The 17,333-nt window shown below is 71.9% G+C and carries 17 protein-coding genes; 9 read left to right on the top strand and 8 right to left on the bottom strand.

The window, feature by feature from the left end; all coding sequences use genetic code 11:
- Positions 1–51: 51 nt before the first annotated feature.
- Positions 52–1,017 carry a class I SAM-dependent methyltransferase gene (locus tag WMF33_RS47960; protein ID WP_437334831.1) on the top strand — a complete coding sequence of 322 codons (966 nt, stop codon included), beginning with the start codon at positions 52–54 and terminating at the stop codon, positions 1,015–1,017.
- Between the two features lie 48 nt (positions 1,018–1,065).
- Here the strand turns inward: WMF33_RS47960 and WMF33_RS47955 are convergent, their stop codons facing one another.
- Entirely contained in the window at positions 1,066–2,085 is a 1,020-nt protein-coding gene (locus tag WMF33_RS47955) for a LysR substrate-binding domain-containing protein (RefSeq protein ID WP_437334830.1), read from the bottom strand.
- 366 nt (positions 2,086–2,451) lie between these two features.
- Here WMF33_RS47955 and WMF33_RS47950 point away from each other — a divergent pair, with 366 nt between their 5' ends.
- Both WMF33_RS47950 and WMF33_RS47945 read left to right on the top strand, forming a co-directional pair.
- Complete coding sequence (locus tag WMF33_RS47950; protein ID WP_437334829.1) at positions 2,452–2,907, top strand: DUF6640 family protein; 456 nt, start codon at positions 2,452–2,454, stop codon at positions 2,905–2,907.
- A gap of 16 nt (positions 2,908–2,923) precedes the next feature.
- Complete coding sequence (locus WMF33_RS47945) at positions 2,924–3,556, top strand: HupE/UreJ family protein (protein WP_437334828.1); 633 nt, start codon at positions 2,924–2,926, stop codon at positions 3,554–3,556.
- A gap of 239 nt (positions 3,557–3,795) precedes the next feature.
- Here the strand turns inward: WMF33_RS47945 and WMF33_RS47940 are convergent, their stop codons facing one another.
- The 7 genes from WMF33_RS47940 to WMF33_RS47910 form a co-directional block, all read right to left on the bottom strand.
- Positions 3,796–4,149: a hypothetical protein gene (locus WMF33_RS47940; RefSeq protein ID WP_437334827.1), complete on the bottom strand. Its 354-nt coding sequence runs from the start codon at positions 4,147–4,149 to the stop codon at positions 3,796–3,798.
- 178 nt (positions 4,150–4,327) lie between these two features.
- Positions 4,328–5,254, bottom strand: coding sequence for a hypothetical protein (locus tag WMF33_RS47935; RefSeq protein ID WP_437334826.1), 927 nt, complete (start codon positions 5,252–5,254; stop codon positions 4,328–4,330).
- A gap of 146 nt (positions 5,255–5,400) precedes the next feature.
- On the bottom strand, positions 5,401–6,222 hold the full coding sequence (locus WMF33_RS47930) for a hypothetical protein (protein WP_437334825.1): 822 nt from the start codon (positions 6,220–6,222) through the stop codon (positions 5,401–5,403).
- Positions 6,219–6,851 (bottom strand): RNA polymerase sigma factor, encoded by a 633-nt coding sequence (locus tag WMF33_RS47925; protein WP_437334824.1) that lies wholly within the window; start codon positions 6,849–6,851, stop codon positions 6,219–6,221. Before WMF33_RS47925 ends, WMF33_RS47930 begins: the two co-directional genes overlap by 4 nt.
- Positions 6,852–6,889: 38 nt before the next feature.
- The gene (locus WMF33_RS47920; protein WP_437334823.1) at positions 6,890–8,005 is read right to left on the bottom strand and encodes a hypothetical protein; all 1,116 of its coding nucleotides are present in this window, start codon (positions 8,003–8,005) and stop codon (positions 6,890–6,892) included.
- A 145-nt stretch (positions 8,006–8,150) separates the two neighbouring features.
- Entirely contained in the window at positions 8,151–8,876 is a 726-nt protein-coding gene (locus tag WMF33_RS47915; RefSeq protein WP_020741903.1) for an SDR family oxidoreductase, read from the bottom strand.
- A gap of 73 nt (positions 8,877–8,949) precedes the next feature.
- The gene (locus tag WMF33_RS47910) at positions 8,950–9,231 is read right to left on the bottom strand and encodes a hypothetical protein (protein WP_437334822.1); all 282 of its coding nucleotides are present in this window, start codon (positions 9,229–9,231) and stop codon (positions 8,950–8,952) included.
- Positions 9,232–9,272: 41 nt separating this feature from the next.
- On the opposite strand from WMF33_RS47910, the gene WMF33_RS47905 reads away from it, so the two are divergent.
- From WMF33_RS47905 to WMF33_RS47880, 6 genes are read left to right on the top strand one after another with little or no spacing between them, the layout of a single operon-like run.
- A complete protein-coding gene (locus WMF33_RS47905; RefSeq protein WP_437334821.1) occupies positions 9,273–10,049 on the top strand; it encodes an ABC transporter ATP-binding protein in 777 nt (258 codons plus the stop codon).
- Positions 10,046–12,154, top strand: coding sequence for a TonB-dependent receptor (locus tag WMF33_RS47900; RefSeq protein WP_437334820.1), 2,109 nt, complete (start codon positions 10,046–10,048; stop codon positions 12,152–12,154). Before WMF33_RS47905 ends, WMF33_RS47900 begins: the two co-directional genes overlap by 4 nt.
- Before the next feature lie 39 nt (positions 12,155–12,193).
- The gene (locus WMF33_RS47895; RefSeq protein ID WP_437334819.1) at positions 12,194–13,627 is read left to right on the top strand and encodes a DUF3526 domain-containing protein; all 1,434 of its coding nucleotides are present in this window, start codon (positions 12,194–12,196) and stop codon (positions 13,625–13,627) included.
- Positions 13,624–15,114: an ABC transporter permease gene (locus tag WMF33_RS47890; protein WP_437334818.1), complete on the top strand. Its 1,491-nt coding sequence runs from the start codon at positions 13,624–13,626 to the stop codon at positions 15,112–15,114. The genes WMF33_RS47895 and WMF33_RS47890 overlap by 4 nt, the downstream gene beginning before the upstream one ends.
- Positions 15,115–15,117: 3 nt before the next feature.
- Positions 15,118–15,915: a methyltransferase gene (locus WMF33_RS47885; RefSeq protein ID WP_437334817.1), complete on the top strand. Its 798-nt coding sequence runs from the start codon at positions 15,118–15,120 to the stop codon at positions 15,913–15,915.
- A gap of 14 nt (positions 15,916–15,929) precedes the next feature.
- Positions 15,930–17,294, top strand: a complete 1,365-nt coding sequence (locus WMF33_RS47880; protein WP_437334816.1) for an MATE family efflux transporter — start codon at positions 15,930–15,932, stop codon at positions 17,292–17,294.
- Positions 17,295–17,333 lie beyond the last annotated feature (39 nt).

Genomic DNA, 17,333 nt, shown 5'->3' with positions numbered 1-17,333 from the left:
GGCGATACGTTGGACTCCCCTGCTCGTGAGGCCCGATCAAGGTGTGCTGTCATGGGAAATGAGTTCTCCGGTAACCCCTCGCATTCGGCCGAGTACTTCGGCGACACGCGCGACGGCTGGTGGAATCGCGACTACGTCGAGCTCCTCGCGCGGCGCTGGGGCCTGAGCCGCGTGCGCGAGGTGCTCGACGTCGGGTGCGGCGTCGGGCACTGGGGCCGTGTGCTCGGCGGCGTTCTGCCCAGGGCGGCCCGCATCACCGGCGTGGACCGCGATCCCGTCTGGGTCGAAAAGGCCGCCGAGCGCGCGGCGGCGCGCGGGGAGGCGGAGCGGTTTCGCTATCAGGTCGCGGTCGCCGAGCGGCTGCCGTTCGAGGCCGACACGTTCGATCTCGTGACGTGCCAGACGGTGCTGATCCACGCCGCGGATCCGGGCGCGATGATCGCCGAGATGGTCCGTGTCGCGAGGCCGGGCGGGCTCGTGGCCGCGGCCGAGCCGAACAACCTGGCCGGCGCCCTGCTCGACGCGGCCGCGCTGCGGGCGCCGGTGGAGCAGACCGTCACCCTCGTCCGCTTCCAGCTCCTGTGCGAGCGGGGCAAGGCGGCCCTCGGCGAAGGAAACAACTCGATGGGCGAGCTCGTCCCCGAGCTCTTCGCCAAGCACGGTCTCATCGACATCCAGGTCTATCTCAACGACAAGGCGAGCGCGGTCCTGCCGCCCTATGCGTCCGCGGAGCAGCGCGCGACCGTGGAGGAGATCGCCGACTTCGCCCGGCGCGACTTCTGGATCTGGAGCCGCGCCGACACGCATCGCTATTTCCTCGCCGGCGGCGGCGAGGAGCGCGAGTTCGAGGACTGCTGGGCGGCGGCGATGGCCGCCGTCCGCGGCAACGCGGAGGCGATCGCCCAGAAGACGTACGCGAGCGCCGGCGGCAGCGTCGGATACATCGTGTCCGGGACCAAGCCGTCGCCGCCATCGAGCCGCCACCTGAGCTCCCCGGATCTGCGCCGGGATCGATGACGCCGGCGAGGTGACCGCCGACCCCGGGCCCCGCGCTGGTTCCGCGCGTCAGAAATCCCGCCTGAGAAACGGGTCGGTGACAAGCGGTCGCCGAAATAGCGGCGACCGCCATCGTTTTCCGCCTGCTTCGCCGCCGAGGCCGGCTCCGGTGCCGCCCATCGGGGCGCCCTGTGAGGTGGCGCGATCCGAGGAGCCGGATGCTAGCTTCACGAAGGCGCGTACAGCGCCGGAGGTCTCGTCAGCGCGGCCGATCAGGAGCAGCTCGGCGAAGACGTTCTTCGGCGCGACGAACGGACGATAGACGACGCGGGGAACCTTCACCTGAATCAGCGGTTTTGGAGCCAGCGCCACGCCCAGGCCTGCGCCGGCCAACGACAGCATGCTCAAGGTGGTGTCGGCGCGGTGGACCCGGCGCGGCTCGCGTCCTATCATGAGAATCAATCTCTTCAGCACGTCGCCACCGGCCTCTTCCGATGGGAACATGATGAGCGGCTCTCCAGCGAGCATCTTCGGCGTCACGCGCCTGTGCGCCGCGAGCGTGTGCTCCTCTGCCATCGCGACCACCAGCGACCAAGCGCCGATCGGTTGGACGCTCAACCGCGGATCTACCTTGAGAGCGAACGCCGGGCAGTAGCCGACGTCAACCTCGCCGGTCAGCACGGCTTCCGCCTGCCTCGAAGGTGGCATCTCGCGCAGCTCGATCTCCGCGGCAGGATGGGCTTTGCGGAACGCTCGCAGGTGGTCCGTCGTCTTGCCAGTGAGGATCGCGTTGCCCGCGTAACCGATGCGAACTTTGCCGATGTCGCCGCGCAGCGACTGCTGGACGATCGCCTTGGCCCGCTCCGCCTGCGCGACCGCCCGCTGCGCCTCGACGACCAGCAATGCGCCGGCTTCGGTCAGCTCCACGCGCCGACTCGTCCGCACGAACAGCGCGCCGCCGATCTCGTCTTCGAGCGCCCGAATCTGCATGCTCAGCGCCGGCTGAACGATGTGCAGACGCCGCGCGGCGCGGCCAAAATGGCGTTCTTCGGCGACGGCCAGGAAATAGCGAAGGTGTCGTAGGTCCACGACATTCGACCGTACCACGGATCAATCAGCAGATCAAATCGATCGATTGGATCAATATATTGTTATTTTTACAAATGGACGGCTATGGTCTTCGCGACTCACCGCGGAGAGCCCATGAATAATCATGTGCGGGAGGGAAAGGTCGGGCTCACGGCCATGTCGGTCGCATCGATCTCAGGGACGTTGGCCTTGTGCAGCTGCGAAGACCCTGGTTCGAGGGGGGCTGGCTTCATCAAGATCGGCAACGCCGACGGGGCCGGTCCGCTCGCGATCCTCGACGAGGTTACTATGAATTTCAACGCAAGGTGGCCGCGCCGACGAGGGAAGCGGGCTATTTCAACCAACGTGAGCCAGGAGCCTATCACCATGAACCGAAGTACCCTTGGAAGAGTCGTTCTCACGTTCGCTCTGGCGAGCGGCGCCATCGTCGCTGTCGGCGTGGACTGGAATAAAACCCACCTGTTCAACCCTGCGTGGCATGAGCATGCGCGCTTTCATGACGCCCTCATGCTGCTCATCCTGTGCGGCGTGACGATCGTCGGATTGTGGATGGTGTGGCGGCGGTCCATGGAGCCGCAGGTCGGGTTCAACGTGGCGGCCTGGATCGTCGTCATCATCTGGACGCCCTTCTTCTACATTACGTGGCTCATCCCGGGGACCAGCCTGCTCGCGGGACCCGACGTGCCGCTCCCGGTCGTCGCGGGCGTCCCGCTCTACCCGAACGTGCTCATCGCAGGTACCGAGCTCTTGCTCGCGGCGCTCGCCTACAAGCTCTTCCACGGCGATCCTGCATCGACGGCAGCGCGCGCGGCGAACGCCTGACGAGGAGAGGCGCTTCATGAAATCCACGATCCAAAAGACGATGGGATGGGCCTCACGTCCCGGCGCGCGCGCCCTGCTCGTCGCCACGCTCGTCTCGTGGCCCACCGTGAGCTGGGCGCACCCGGGCGGCGCCGATGCGGGATTTCTGAAGGGCCTCTTTCATCCGGTGTTCGGCGCGGACCACCTGCTCGCGATGGTGAGCGTCGGTGTCGTCAGCTCGCAGCTCGGCGGAAAGCACCTCCTCCGGATCCCCGCCACGTTCGTCGCCGCGATGCTGGTCGGCGGCCTCCTGGGAATGGCGCGATGGCCCATGCCCCTGGGCGAGCTTTGCATCGCGGCGTCGGTCGCGGCGCTCGGCCTCGGCATCGTCACCACGACCCGTGGCTCCTCACCGTTCCTGCTCTCCGGATGCGTGGCGATGTTCGGTGTCTTTCACGGACATGCCCACGGCCTGGAGATGCCTCATGCGGTCAGCCCGGCGCTGTATGCCATGGGCTTTCTGCTGAGCACGACCGTGCTTCATCTCTGCGGTCTCGTCCTCGGCGAGCTCGCCGCTGGTCGAGAGTCCCTGTCGCGGGGGCTGCGCTACGCCGGCGCCGCCGTGATGGGGACGGGGATGGTCCTTCTGGTGCGCGGAGCCGGCATCTGACGGGAAGCGGCTCGCCGCGACGGATGCGGAAGGCGAAGAGGGGGGCCTCGGGATCCGCGATGAACTTCGCCATCATCTGCGTGCCGCAGGGCGCCGCACCGGCGGGCCTCGGACGCGACGTCCGTCTCGGTCAGGGGGAGGTCGTCCACCCCTCCCGTGCACGCCGAAAGGATCGCTGCACTTTGCCCCCGGGCTCGCGCCTACGGAGGTGCGCCGAGCGGCGGCGCCGCGACAGGTGGTCAGCTCGCCGTCCAGGTGCCATTCACTCCTTCGCAGATCGGCTTCACGACATCCTCCGTGACCATCTCCGAGCTATAATAATACAGCGTCATCGTCTCGCCGTCACGGGTGAGGATGCAGGTGCCGAGGACGTCGGCCCTAGAGCAGCTATCGACGAGCTTGGCCTCGACGTCTCCGGAGCTCTTGCACTGGCTCTCCTGTTCACCCGTGCCGTCGTCGTCGATCTCACCGCAGCTATGGACCGTCACACCGCTGGCGGTGCCGTTGAAGTCGCAAGCGACCTTGCCCGCGACCTGAGCATCATCGCCACACCCTGCGATGAACACGAACACGGTGATAAGAATGTTGCGCATGACGAATCCTCCTTGATCAGCGCCCGAAGAGGCGCGAAATGGTGACGATCACTGCAGCCCCCGCTGGGCCCTCCCCAATCGACCGAGGAGAGCCCGGAGCGATGGCGGGCCACGACAGGGGCCCACCGGGCGCCCGCCCCGGAGAGAGCAGCTTGGGAGGCGCTCGCGGGACAACCCATCAGAACGTGCCCGAGGCCGTGAGGCCCGCGCTGCCGTCGGGTCCCGACGGCGCGACGCGCAGGCCGGCCCTGCGCAGGTCCCGCTCGTAGGACTGCGCCGGATGCTCGCGCTCGAACATGGCGGCGAGCGACCAGGTGGCGTTGAGGAGACCGAGCGACAAGCTCCACATCCGCTGTCCCACCGGCAGATCGCCGTCGAGCGCCGGCACGGTGGCCGCGACACTGCCGAGAGCGACCGGGAGGTAGATCGCCCAGCTCGGGATCGCAGGCGCGGTGCCCAAAAGGTCCCGCTCGATGCTCGCGATCTGCGCGCCGGACAGCCGCGCGCGCCACGCGGGCGTCGCCACCAGCGCGTGGCCTTCGCGAAGCCGGGAGACTGGCGTGTAGTCGGACAGCGCCAGGTTCAGACCGGAGAGCAGGCCGGCCGCGTAACAGCCCGCCGAGAGCGCGACCGGCGTCAACCTCGCGAACGGGTCGTCCTCGAGGAACGCGAGCCCGAGCCACACGCTCCCTTGCGAGAGCAGCGCGGTGGCCGTGAGGGTGTTGAGCCGGTAGGTCTCCGGCACGGCCAGCGTGGCGAGGCCTCCGGCGAGCAACGTCGCGGAGCCGGAGGCGAAGGCGATGAGCGGCGGCGCACCCAGGTCCCCGGCCAGGCTCATCGCGAGGCTCACCCCGCCGAGACCGCTGACGAGGATCGGCGGCGCTTTCCCCATGGAGTGCAGCCGGGTCGCGTCGTGGAAGTGCGTGGCCAGGAGCGCGGCGCGCTCGCGCCGCTCGGCGATGTCGTCCCGGAGCTCGGTCTCTTCCCACCGGGGAGCGAGCGCCTGCTGCGCCGCGGCGCTCGCCGGCAGCGAGAGGCCCGCCACCGCCGCTCCCAGCGCGGCCGCCTTCCGCGCGCGGCGCATGATCCCTGATGACCAAACCATGAGAAACCTCTCCGCTGAGCTATCGCGTGTCGACTGCGCTCGACACGTCAGACGAACCGACCACGATAGACCCACTCTCCGGGGCCCTCAAAAGCACGTTGACGACGGGGCGCGCACGAGGAGCCATGTCCGCGCGCGCCGCTCGATCACGGCTCCGTCGTCGCGCCGAGGAGCGCGCGCACGCCGGCGGCGTGCGGGCTCGTCGGGCGCGAGGCGAGGAATCGCTGGCCGAGATCGGCCGCGCGGGCCCGATCGCCGAGGCGGATCAGCGCTTCGATGCGGAGCACCGTGGCCTCCTCGCCCATCGCGCTCCGGGGGAACCTCCTGTCGTAGGCGTCGAGCGCTGAGAGACACCCCGCCGCGTCGCCGGCGCCAAGGGCGTCGCGCGCGCGATCGATCATGGCGACCTGCTCGCCGAGCGTGTCGGTCGACGCGACAGGGGCGGAGCGCGAGCGCGGCGCCGCGCTCTTCGGGCGCGGCGGGCTCGCGGCGGCAGCGGGCGCTGGGCCCGGCGGGGCGCTCGCCTGGACCGGGATCGGCGCGCGCGTCGCAGGCTCGGAGGGCGCCGGCGCGGGCGCGACGGGCGGTGCGCTCACGGCCGGCGGCTCGCCCGCGGTGGGCGGTGCGCTCACGGCCGGCGGCTCGCTCGAGGTCGCCGCCGCGGAGGAGGGCGCCGAGGGACGGAGGAGCGCGACGCCCGCGCCGACGAGCCCGACGCCGATCGCCGCCCCGAGGCTCCACTTCGCGAGCGAAAGCAGCTTGCCGGCCGCCGCCTTCGGCGCGGGCGCGGCGGATGCGCCGGGTGCGGCGGGCGCGCCGGGCGCGGCGCTCGTCCCCACAGCGAGCCCGGCGATGGCGAGCGCGCGCGCGCGCGCCGAAGCAGGCGGCGCCTCGCGCTTCCACGAGCGGAGCAGCGCGCGCTCGAACTCGGTCGTCTCCTCTTCTCCGAGCCGCTTCGGATCGGTCATCGCTTGCCTCCGCCGTGCAGCGCCCTCGCCTGGACGCGCCTCGCGATCGCCCGAAACTCCTCTCGCGCGCGGCGGAGGCGGGACGCCACGGTCCCCTTCGCCAGCGCGAGCATCGCGGCGATCTCCTCCGTCGGCACGCCCTCGAGCTCGAAGAGGACGAAGACGACGCGGAGGTCCTCCTCCATCGCGTCGAGCACCTCGTCGAGCAGCGCGCGCGCCTGCTTCATCTCCATGAGCTGCTCCGGGTTCGGCGCGCCGTCGACCGCGATCGCCGTCGCCTCGTCGTCGCAGAGCTCACGCCGGCGCGCCCCGGCCCGGCGCGCGTTCGCCGCGACCCCCAGCGCCGTCCCGAAGAGGAACGAGCGCTCGCGGCCGGGCGCGATCTCGCCGAGCTTCTGGTACGCGATCAGGAAGACGTGCTGCGCGGCGTCGTCGGCCGACCCGGCGGGGACGCCCAGCCCGCGCAGCGAGCGCCAGATGAAGTCGAAATGCGCGTCGACCATCGCGCGGTAGCGCTCCGCGGAGGGCGGCGGCGCGCCCTGCTCGGCGCGCTCCGCGTGCGCCGTCATGGCCGCGTCGCGCGCCGCCTCCGCGCGCGCAGGGTGGTCGGCTGAGATCGCGCTGATCATGGTCTGCTGCAAGCTATGTTCGGAGGCGGGCGCCGGGATCACGGAATCGTGAGCCCGAGCCCGAGCGCGGAGACGCCCTCGACCGGCGGCGGGCGGGCGACGACCTCGGCGCCCTCGGCGAAGAAGCCGTCGCGCAGCAGCGGCATGCGGAGCCCGGCCTCGGCGTCGAGCGCGAGCGGGCCCCAGAGCGGCAGCCGAGCGCGCACCGGCAGGGCGAACGCGAGCCACCCGCGCGTCGCCCCGCGCGCCGGGGCGACGCCTCGGCGGCGCGCCGCGACGAGGCCGCCCTCGACGCGCGCGCAGGGGGAGAGGCGCACGGGGCCGAGCCCCGCGCCGATCGGACACGCGTCGGCGGCGAGGGCGGCGAGCAGAAACGACGCCGCGCCGCCCGTCGACGGGGTGTCGGAGGACGCCTCGAGGGCCGCGCCGAAGCGCAGCGGGCCGACGCCGCCATCGGTCGCGGCGAACGGGGGCTCCGCGAAGACGCGCGCGCCGAAGGACGGCGGGCCGATCATCGCGCCGAAGAGGAGCTGCGCGCCGAGCGTCAGGCGCGCCGCGACGTCCGCCGCTGGCGCGGGCGGCCGCGCCCACGCGCTGTCGGCCCGCGGGGCGCTTTCCCGCGGGGTACCTGCCGGCGGGGCGCTGGCCGGCGGCGTCGGCGCGGCGGCGGCGCTCGCGGACGCGGAAGGCATCGGCGCCGCGACCGCGGCGGGCGCCTCCCCGGCCTGGGCGTCGATGGCGAGCGCGGTCACCACCGCGAGCGCGGCGACGACATCGTCGCAGGTGTCGCCCGCGACATCGCGATCGGACACCGCCCCGCCCGCCGCGCGGACGCCGAGGCGCCCGATGAAGCGGCGCTCGCGCCGCTCGATGGTCACCACATACGCGCTCGCCGCGTCCCCCTCCCCGACCTGCCGGCGGAGGCGGGCGCCGACGCGCGCGCGAAAATCCGCCTCCGTCGGGCATCCAGCCTCCGCGCGATATTCGATGCGCAAGGGCGCAGCGGGCGGCTGAGCGCGCGCGACCGCGCCGCCGGCGAGCGCCGCCGAGACCAGGAAGAGCCGTGCCGCGGCGCAGCGTGACCTCACGTCGAAGCCACTATGGCACCGCAGGACCGGGATGACGACGATCGAACGGTTCGGGCGACGCGTCACGGATCGCTCGTCCACCGCGGGCCGCCGTCCGCTGGGATGGAGGATTCAAGGGCGCTCTGGCACGTGGTCTTCATCGAGTGACCGTCGGCCAATCGCCTGAAGAAGAAGACGTCATGTGCCCGTCGTCCGCGCGGAGCGGGCGGCGCTACGTGGCCTCGTTCATCGGCCGCATCACGATCTGCACGATGCGCGAGCGGTCGCGCGGCAGCGCGGCGAGCACCACGGCCTCGGCGACGTCCTCCGCGGTGGAGAAGCCCTGCATGCGCTCCGAGCCCGCGGTGCGCCCGTCGCCGAGGGCGAAGTGGGTCTCGACGCCGCCCGGGCAGACGGCGCTCACCTTGATGTTCTCCTGCCAGAACTCGCGGTCGAGCGCCTGCGTCAGGCCGACCTGCGCGAATTTGGACGCGCAGTAGATGGCCTCGTTGGGATAGCCCTGCAGGCCGGCGACGCTGGCGACGTTGATGATGTGGCCGCCGCCCTGACGGCGCATGTGGGGGATGACCTCGCGGCAGAACAGCCACGTCCCCTTCATGTTGGTCGCCATGATGCGGTCGTAGTCCTCCTCGGACCACTCGAGGAAGGGCCGGTAGCCGCCGATGCCCGCGTTGTTGACGAGGATGTCGATCCGCCCGAGCTCGCGGATCGCCCGCTCCACGCACGCGGCCACGGAGGCGGCGCGGGTGACGTCGGCCTCGATCATGAGCCCGCGCCCGCCCGCGGCGCCGAGCTCCCGCTCGAGCGCCGACAGGTCCGCCGCGGTGCGCGCCACGCCGACCACGACGGCCCCCTCGCGGCCCAGCGCCAGCGCGCTGGCCCTCCCGATTCCCCTGCTCGCCCCGGTGATGAGCGCGATCTTGTCCTTCAACCGCACGTGTCCCCCTGTCTGCCGCGCGCGGCGGCGAGCGAGGCTCCGCTCCCCCCGGGCGCCGGCGGCGGGCACCGTATCACGCGCGCGGGGCGCCGGGGCGGAGCCGGTAGGCGACCTCGGGCGGAGCGCCGCCGTCCAGCCCGCCCCGGGCGCGGTCGCCCTCGCTCCCCGGGTCGACCCACGCGATCGTCCGGAGCGCACGGACCCGCCGCGAGGCGCCGGCGAACAGCCCTCGGGCCGCGTCGTCCAGGGGAGGTCGGCGGAGCTGCGGCGGCGCCGCGTCGACCGTCAGGCTCAGGAGAGACGCGAATGTAAATGCATCACATTTGCAATTGACTTTCAGTTGGGCCGATCGCATAGCGTGCGCCGCCGGCGGCGATCGCCCCCGGCGGACCTGCCATGCTTACGGCGAACAAGCTTTCGAAGTCCTACGGGGGCGTCCCCGCGCTCGACGCGCTCGATCTCGAGGTCCCGGCCGGAGAGGTGTTTTGCCTCCTCGGCCCCAACGGGGCGGGCAAGACCACCACGCTGAGCCTCTTCCTCGGCTTCATCAGGCCTTCCTCCGGCGCCGCCCACGTGGGCTCCACCCACGTGGAGCCCGACCCCATCGCGGCGCGGCGGCAGATCGCCTACGTCCCGGAGCAGGTGCGGCTCTATCCGCACCTCACCGGCTGCGAGAACCTCGCGTATTTCCTCGGCCTGTCGCGGGCGCGCGTGCCCTCTTCCGCGGAGCTCTCGAGGCTGCTCACCGCGGCCGGCCTGCCCGAGGGCGCCGTGCACCGCCCGGCGAGCGGCTACTCGAAGGGCATGCGGCAGAAGGTCGTCCTCGCCCTCTCGCAGGCGAAGGGCGCCGGCGCCCTGCTCCTCGACGAGCCGACCTCCGGGCTGGACCCCGGCGCCGTCCGCGAGCTCTGCGCCGCGATCCGGCGCGAGAGCGACCGCGGCGCCGCCGTGCTGATGGTGACCCACGACCTCGGCGCCGTCGCGAGCATCGCGCACCGGATCGGCGTCATGAAGGCCGGCCGGCTCGTCGAGGTCACGGGCGCCGCCGGCATGTCCGAGGCCGACGTCCTCGCGCTGTACCGCCGGCACTTCGACCTTCCCGGCGACGCCGCTCCCCCGCTCCTCCCGCGCAGCGGCGCGGCCGCCGCTCCCGCGCCCGAGGCCCTGTCATGACCCCGCGCGCGCGCACCTCCGGCCTCGCCGCCGCGCTCGCCGCGCTGCTCTCGACCCCCGCCGCCGCGGCGGCGCCCCCCGAAGGCGCGGCGCCGCCGGGACGCGCCCTCGAGACCGCGGCGCCCGAGGCGCCCGCCGACCTCGGCGAGGAGGTCGTCGTCGTCGGCCACCGGATCGGCCCGCTCGACAGCGCCGACGTCGTGGCCTCGGTCGACATCCTCGGCGGCGAGCAGATCCAGGAGCAGAGCGCGGCCGAGCCGCTCGAGCTGCTCCGGCGCGTGCCGGCGGTTACCATCGAGTCCTTCAACCAGGGCATCATCAACGCCGACATCGGGCTCCGCGGCTTCAACACGCAGGGCGACGTCGCCCACACGAAGCTCCTCATCGACGGCATCCCCAGCAACCACCACGTCGGCCTCCCCGACATGAAGGCCGTCTTCCCGCTCGAGATCGAGCGGATGGAGGTCGTCAAGGGCACGAACGACCCGCGCTACGGGCTGAACAACGTCGCTGGCAACATCAACGTCATCACCCGCAAGACGGGGAACGAGCGCATCGCCCGGCTCCTCGCCGGGAGCTTCTGGACCGTCGAGCCCCAGGTGCTCGTCGCGACCGAGCGCGACGCGCTCAGCCAGACCTACTTCGCCGGCTACCGCGGCTCGGACAGCTACCGCGATCACGCGAGGACCGACCGGGTCGCCGGCTCGGCCAAGTGGTTTTACGAGCCGTCCAGGGAGCTCCGGGTCGGGCTCCTCTTGCGCGGCATGCTCCTCGACGCCGACGCCCCCGGCTACCTGTCCGGCGACGACGCGCGCGCGCGCCCCACGACGTCGCCCGCCCACGCGGCGACCGACGGCGGCCGGCAGGCGACCCTCCACGCGAGCGTCCACCTGGATCGCGAGCTCGCCGACGGGCTCTCGTGGCAGCTGAAGGGCTATGGGCAGGCGTTCCTGCGGGACCGGTGGGTGAAGTTCGATCCCGACCTCGACCAGCAGCTCCGGGTCGAGGACGACCGGCAGTACGGCGCGATCTCGGTGCTCACGTACCGCGCGCGCGACCCCCGGGCGCTCGGCCTCACCGTCGAGTGGGGGGTCGACTACCAGCTCCAGGACAGCCGGTACCAGCGCATCCCCACGGTCGAGCGGAAACGGCAAGGCCCCGCGTTCCGCGACGAGGACTTCGCCCTCCACGCCGTCGGCTCCTACGTGCAGGCGAGCGCGAGCCCGATCAAGCCGATCAAGCTCGTCGCCGCGCTGCGGGCCGATCGCCTGGCCGGCGCCGGCAGCTTCCTCGAGCAGCCCGAGGGCGAGGCCGCCCGCAGGGTCGGTTACGACCTCAACGACTACGGCTTCATCTGGCAGCCGAAGGCGAGCGTCATGGTCACGCCCGTCAAAGGGCAGAGCGTGTACGCGAATTACGGGCGCACGTTCCAGATCGGCACGGGCAAGGGCGCCTATGCCGTTCAGGGCACGCCGCTCGATCCGTCGATCAACGACGGCTGGGAGGTCGGCCATCGATCGAGCGTCTTCCCGTGGGTCACGAGCCACCTCGCCTATTGGGAGCAGCGCGCGAGCGGCGAGGTGCGGGACAAGGGCGACGGCTCCGGCGACGTCGAGAACGTCGGCGAGACGCTGCGGCGCGGCTTCGACGTCGAGCTCACGCTGCGGCCGTTCGATTTCCTCTCGGTGTGGGGCGCGTTCAGCCGCACCCTCTCCGAGCAGGTCGAGCCCGGGCCGGCGCTCGCCGCGAACGAGGGCAAGGAGCTCAACCACGTCCCGAGCTTCAGCGCCAAGGGGGGAATCGACCTCCACCCCGTGCAGGATCTGCTCGTCTCGCTCTTCTGCTACGCGCAGGGCGATTACTACCTGAACAAGGAGAACTTCACCGAGGAGCACGGCGCGCGGAAGGTCGGCGACTACGTCGTCGTCAACGCGAGCGCGGCCTACGACGTCACCGAGGCCCTCTCGGTCGGCGCCGAGGTGAACAACCTGCTCGACCGGTCGTACGACACGTCCATCTGGTACAAGGACTTCGGCGCCGTAGGGTCCCAGCACAACCCGGGCAACGGTCGCTCGGCGTACGTGACTGGCACCTTGAGCTTCTGACGCTGCCGCGGTCCGACGAGACCCTCAGGGAGTCAGCGCATGAGAGCCCTCTTCACAGCGGCGCGGCACGAGGCGATCCGCGCTCTCCGCAACCGCACCTTCCGCATCGCCGCCGCGCTCGTCGCGGCGCTCCTCGTCGCGGCGTTCCTGCTCGAGGCCGCGCGCCACACCGCCGAGGCCCGCCAGCGCGCCGCCCTCCAGGAGCTCGTCCACCGCCAGTGGGTCGAGCAGCCCGACCGCCACCCGCACCGCGCCGCCCATTATGGGTCCTTCGCCTTCCGCCCCCCGAGCCCGCTCGGCTTCTTCGATCCCGGGCTCGAGTCCTTCGCCGGCACATCCATCTTCCTCGAGCCGCACCAGCGCAACGCCCTGAGCTTCAGCGAGGCCGCGCAGTCGAGCGAGCTCGCGCGCTTCGGGACCCCGAGCGCCGCCTTCGTCCTCCAGGCGCTGCTCCCGCTGCTCCTCTTCTGCATGACCTTCGCCAGCGTCGCCGGCGAGCGTGAGGCGGGCACCTGGGCCCTCGCGCTCTCGCAGGGCGTCACCGCGCGCGTCCTCATCACCGGCAAGGCCCTCGGGGCGCTGCTCGCCGTCGCGCTGTGGCTCGCGCCGCTCCTCGCGCTCGCGTTCGCGGGCGCGCTTCTCACAGGCGTCCTCGACGCCTCCGGGGACACGCTCCTGCGCGCCGCCCTCCTCGCGGGCGGCTACGCCGTCTACCTGGTCGCCTGCGCGGCGCTCGGCGTGCTCGTCTCGTCGTTCCACCGCCGCGCGCAGGCCGCCCTCCTCACGCTGCTCGGCCTCTGGGTCGCGCTCTGGATCGTCGTGCCGCGGCTCGCCACCCAGGCCGCGAGCCGCCTCCACCCGACGCCCTCGCGGGCCCAGGTCGAGCTCGACCTCGCGCGCGCCATCCGCGACGTCGGCGACAGCCACGATCCCAATAACCCCCATTTCCAGGAGCTGCAGCGCCGCACCCTGGCCGAGCACGGCGCCGCGCGGGTCGAGGACCTCCCGGTGAACTACGGAGGCATCGTCATGCGCGAGGGGGAGCGGATCACCACCGAGCTGTTCAATCATTATTATACGCGCCTGTTCGACGCGCACCGCGCCCAGGACGGGCTCGCGCTCCGGGCGGGCCTGTTCACGCCGCTCCTCGCCATCCGGTCGTTCTCGATGGGGCTCGCGGGCACCGACGCCCACCACCTCGTCGACTTCGAGCAGCAGGCCGAGGCGCACCGCTACGCCTTCATCCAGCACTTGAACCACCTGCACACCACCAAGATCCGCTGGCACAACGACAAGGCGCAGCGGGTCGATCGGGCCGAGTGGGGCGAGTTCTCCCCCTTCCAGCACAGGCGGCCTCCCGCCGTCTGGGCGCTGTCGCGCGTCGCCCCGGCGGGGCTCGCCGTGCTCGCCTGGGCGGCGGCGCTCTCGCTCGGCGTCGCGCTCTTCACCCGCCGCAACGGAGAGGCGACATGAGCCCCTTCCTCACGTGGGCCCGCCTCGAGCTCCGCCAGCTGCTCCGCGCGCGGGTGCTCCTCGTCACCGCCGCGCTCCTGCTCGCGGCCGGCGCCGCCGCCATCGTGGACGGCGCGGCCCGCGTCGCCGCGGAGCGCGAGGTCATCGCGGCGCTCGAGCCCGCGCTCCGGGAGGAGGAGCGCTATCTCCGCGAGACCCACGCGCCGGACGACGATCTCGGCCTCGTCCTCTATTACCTCGCGATGCCGATCGCGCACGCGCCGAACGAATGGACGGCGCTGTCGACCGGGCTGCGCGACGTGCACCCCTACAGCCGGCACCTGCGCTTCATCGGCCTCGTGCCCCAGCTCTACCAGACGGACATCGCCAACCCGCTCAAGCAGCTCGCCGGCAGCTTCGATTGCGGGTTCGTCCTCATCTTCCTCGTCCCGCTGTTCATCATCGGCGTGAGCTACGACGTCCGCTCGCGCGACGACGACCTCGGCACCGAGGCGCTCGTCTGCTCCCAGCCGACGCGCCTGTCGCGCCTGCTCGCCGTCCGGCTCGCGCTGCGCGCCGCGCTCGTCTCGGCCGTCGTCCTCGCGCTGCTCGCCTTCGCCGCCGCCTGGCTCGGCCTCCCGATCGACGCGCGCGCCGGCGCCTTCGCGCTCGCCTCGCTCGCGTACGTCGCGCTCTGGTTCGTCCTCGTGTTCCTCGTGGCCGCGCTGCGCCGCTCGTCCGCGTGGAACGCGATCGCGCTCGTGGGCGCCTGGATGGCCTTTTGCGTCCTCCTGCCCGCGCTCGTCAACCTCGCGATCCTCACGGCCTCTCCCGCCCGCGGCGGCGTCGAGCTCACGCTCGCGCAGCGCCAGGAGATGAACGCCGGATGGGACCGGCCGAAGCGCGCCACGCTCGATCCGTTCTTCGCGCGGCGCCCCGAGTGGGCCTCTACCCCCGTGCCCGAGGACCGGTTCTCCTGGCCCTGGTACTACGCCATGCACGAGATGGGCGACGCGCACGTCGCCCGGGAGGTCAAGGCGTACCACGCGGCGCTCGCGCGCCGGGAGCGCTGGACCGAGCGGGCCGCCCTGGCCCTGCCGCCCCTCGCGCTGCAGCTCCTGCTCGACCGGATGGCGGGCACGGACATGGCCACGGAGCTCGCCTTCCGGGACAGCATCGCCGCCTACCACGAGCAGCTGAAGCACTATTTTTATCCGCTCATCTTCAACGACAAGGGCCTCGCGGCGTTCGACGTCGACGCCGTCCCGCGCCACCGCTTCGCGGGCGCCGGGCAGCCGGTGCACCTCTCCGCGCTCGCGGGGCTCCTCGGCATGCTCGCGCTGCTCGGCGTCCTGCTCCCGCGGGCCGTCCGCCGCATCGACGCGACCCCGGCGCGGGAAGAGGCGGCCGCCGCGAGGAGGGGTCCGGTCCCGCCGGCCGCCGGCGAGGAGCCCCCGAGTCGCCGCTACGGGCTGCTGACGCGCGACACGGACGCGCGGGAGACGTGAGCCATGGATGATCGAACGCCGCGAATCGAGGACATCGACGGTCTGCTCTTCACCCCTGGCGAGCTCGCCGCGCTCGGCGAGCCGCAGAGGGCCCTCTATCTCTCGCTGCCGCCCACGCTCTCCGCCGAGGAGATCGAGCGGGTCAACCGGGGCACCAAGGTCGCGGGGGGCGACTACGCCTACCGCGGGCTCGATTTCGCGGTCCCGCCCGGCGTCCTCGTGCCGGGCGGGACGAGCGAGGTGATCTTCGACGCCCTCCACGACGGGCTCGTCGAGACGCGGGGCGCCTCGGTCATCGTGATGGGGTGCGGCGCGGGCGTCGAGCCCGTCCTCGCGCGACGGCGCGGCGCCCGGGAGATCCATGCCATGGACATCCACGAAGCGAGCGTCGCGTCGAGCCTCGCGAGCTTCGAGCGGCACACGGGGCCGCGCGACCCCGACCGGCATCGCTTCCTCGTCTCGGATCTCTTCTCCGCGCTGCCGCGCGGCGAGCGCGCCGACGTGATCGTCTTCAACCCGCCCGCCAACCCGCTCCGCTCGGACGATCCCGATCTCACGCGCGTGAACTCCTCGGGCTCGGCCATCATGGTCCGCTTCTTCGACGAGATCGCCTCGCGGGAGCTGCTCGCGCCGGGCGGCAGGGTCGTCACGGTGCTGTCCAACGCGAGCGACCTCCGGGGCATCGTGGCGCACGCCCTGCGGCGGGGCTTCAGGCTCGAGATCTTGAGACGGAAGACCTGGTCCGCTCCCTACGACAGGATCCTGACACACCTCCTCTCCTTCACGCTGGACGAGCGCTGACGAGGATTCGACCGATGGCCCAGCACCGAACCGAGCCCGGCCAGCCGCCCTTGAGCTTCGGGTCGTACTGGAGGCTCGCGCTTCCCCTGACCCTCGCGGGGCTGTCGGGGCCGATCATGAACGCCACCGACACCGCCGTGATGGGGCATTTCGGCGACGCGGCGACGATGGGGGGAGTCGCCGTGGGCAGCCAGATCTTCAACACGCTCTACTGGCTCCTCGGCTTCTTCCGGACCAGCACGAGCGGCTTCGCCGCCCAGGCGCGCGGCGCCGAGGATCGCCGCGAGGCGGCCTTGCAGCTGCTTCGCCCGCTGGTCTTCGCCGGGCTGGTCGGCTGCGTCTTTCTGCTGCTGAAGTCCCCGCTGGAGGCCGCCGGGCTCGATCTGATGGGGGCCCACGGAGCGGTCGAGTCCCACGCGGCGACCTACTACGAGGCGCGCATCTGGGGGGCGCCTGCGGTGCTGATGGGCTACGTGGTCGCCGGCTGGCTCATCGGCATGGCCGAGGTGCGGTGGGCCATGCTCCTCGTTGTCGGGATGGACCTCCTCAACCTCATCCTGACCGTCACCTTCGTGAAGGTGCTCGGCCTCGGGGTGAGCGGCGTCGCCTGGGCCACCGTGCTGGCCGAGGTGAGCAAGGTCCTCGTCGGCTTCCTGGTGATCTGGCAGAGAGGCCACCTGCGCGGCGTCCATCTCCGGTGGCAGGACTTCGCCGATCTCCACGCCATCTCCCGGATGTGGCGGGTGAACGGCGACGTGCTGGTGCGCACCACCTGCCTGCTCGGCGTCTTCGGCTGGATCACCCGCCAGAGCGCGCTCCTCGGCCCCGAGGTCCTCGCCGTCAACGCGATCCTCATGCACCTGCAGATCGTCATCTCCAGCGCGCTGGGCGGTCTCGGCAACACCGCGGGGATGCTCGCCGGCCAGGCGATCGGGGCTCAGTCCCGGCGGCGCTTCCACGACACGCTGCGGCTCTCGTTCTGGACGGCCGCGATGTCCGCGCTGGTCATCAGCCTCGGGTGCATCGCCGCGCAGCCGGCCATCCTCGGGCTGTTCACCCCGGTGGAGTCCATCCTGCAGACGACGGGCCGCTACTACGTCTGGATGGTCCTGTTCCCGCTCGCGATCTTCTGGAGCATGATCCTCGAGTGCGTCTTCACGGGCGCGACCCGGGCTGGCCCGGTCCGCAACTCGCTGCTCGCCGCCACCGCGGTCTTCTTCGCCGCGTGGCTCGCCTTCTCGACCCGCTGGGGCAACCACGGGCTCTGGATGGCCTTCCTCCTGTTCAGCCTGACCCGCTCTCTCTACCTCCACCTGGCGCTCCCGAGGCTCGTGCCGCAAGCGTTCCCGGCGTGCTCGCGAGAGCCCGTCACCGCCTGACGCCCGCCCCCCGCGGGCCGCCGTCCCTCCTCCGAAGGA

This window comes from Sorangium sp. So ce394 (assembly GCF_051474665.1).
In the GTDB taxonomy this organism is placed as follows: Bacteria; Myxococcota_A; Polyangia; order Polyangiales; family Polyangiaceae; genus Sorangium; species Sorangium cellulosum_D.
Note: the sequence above shows the minus strand (reverse complement) of the source record. Positions and strands in the feature narration are given on the sequence as shown.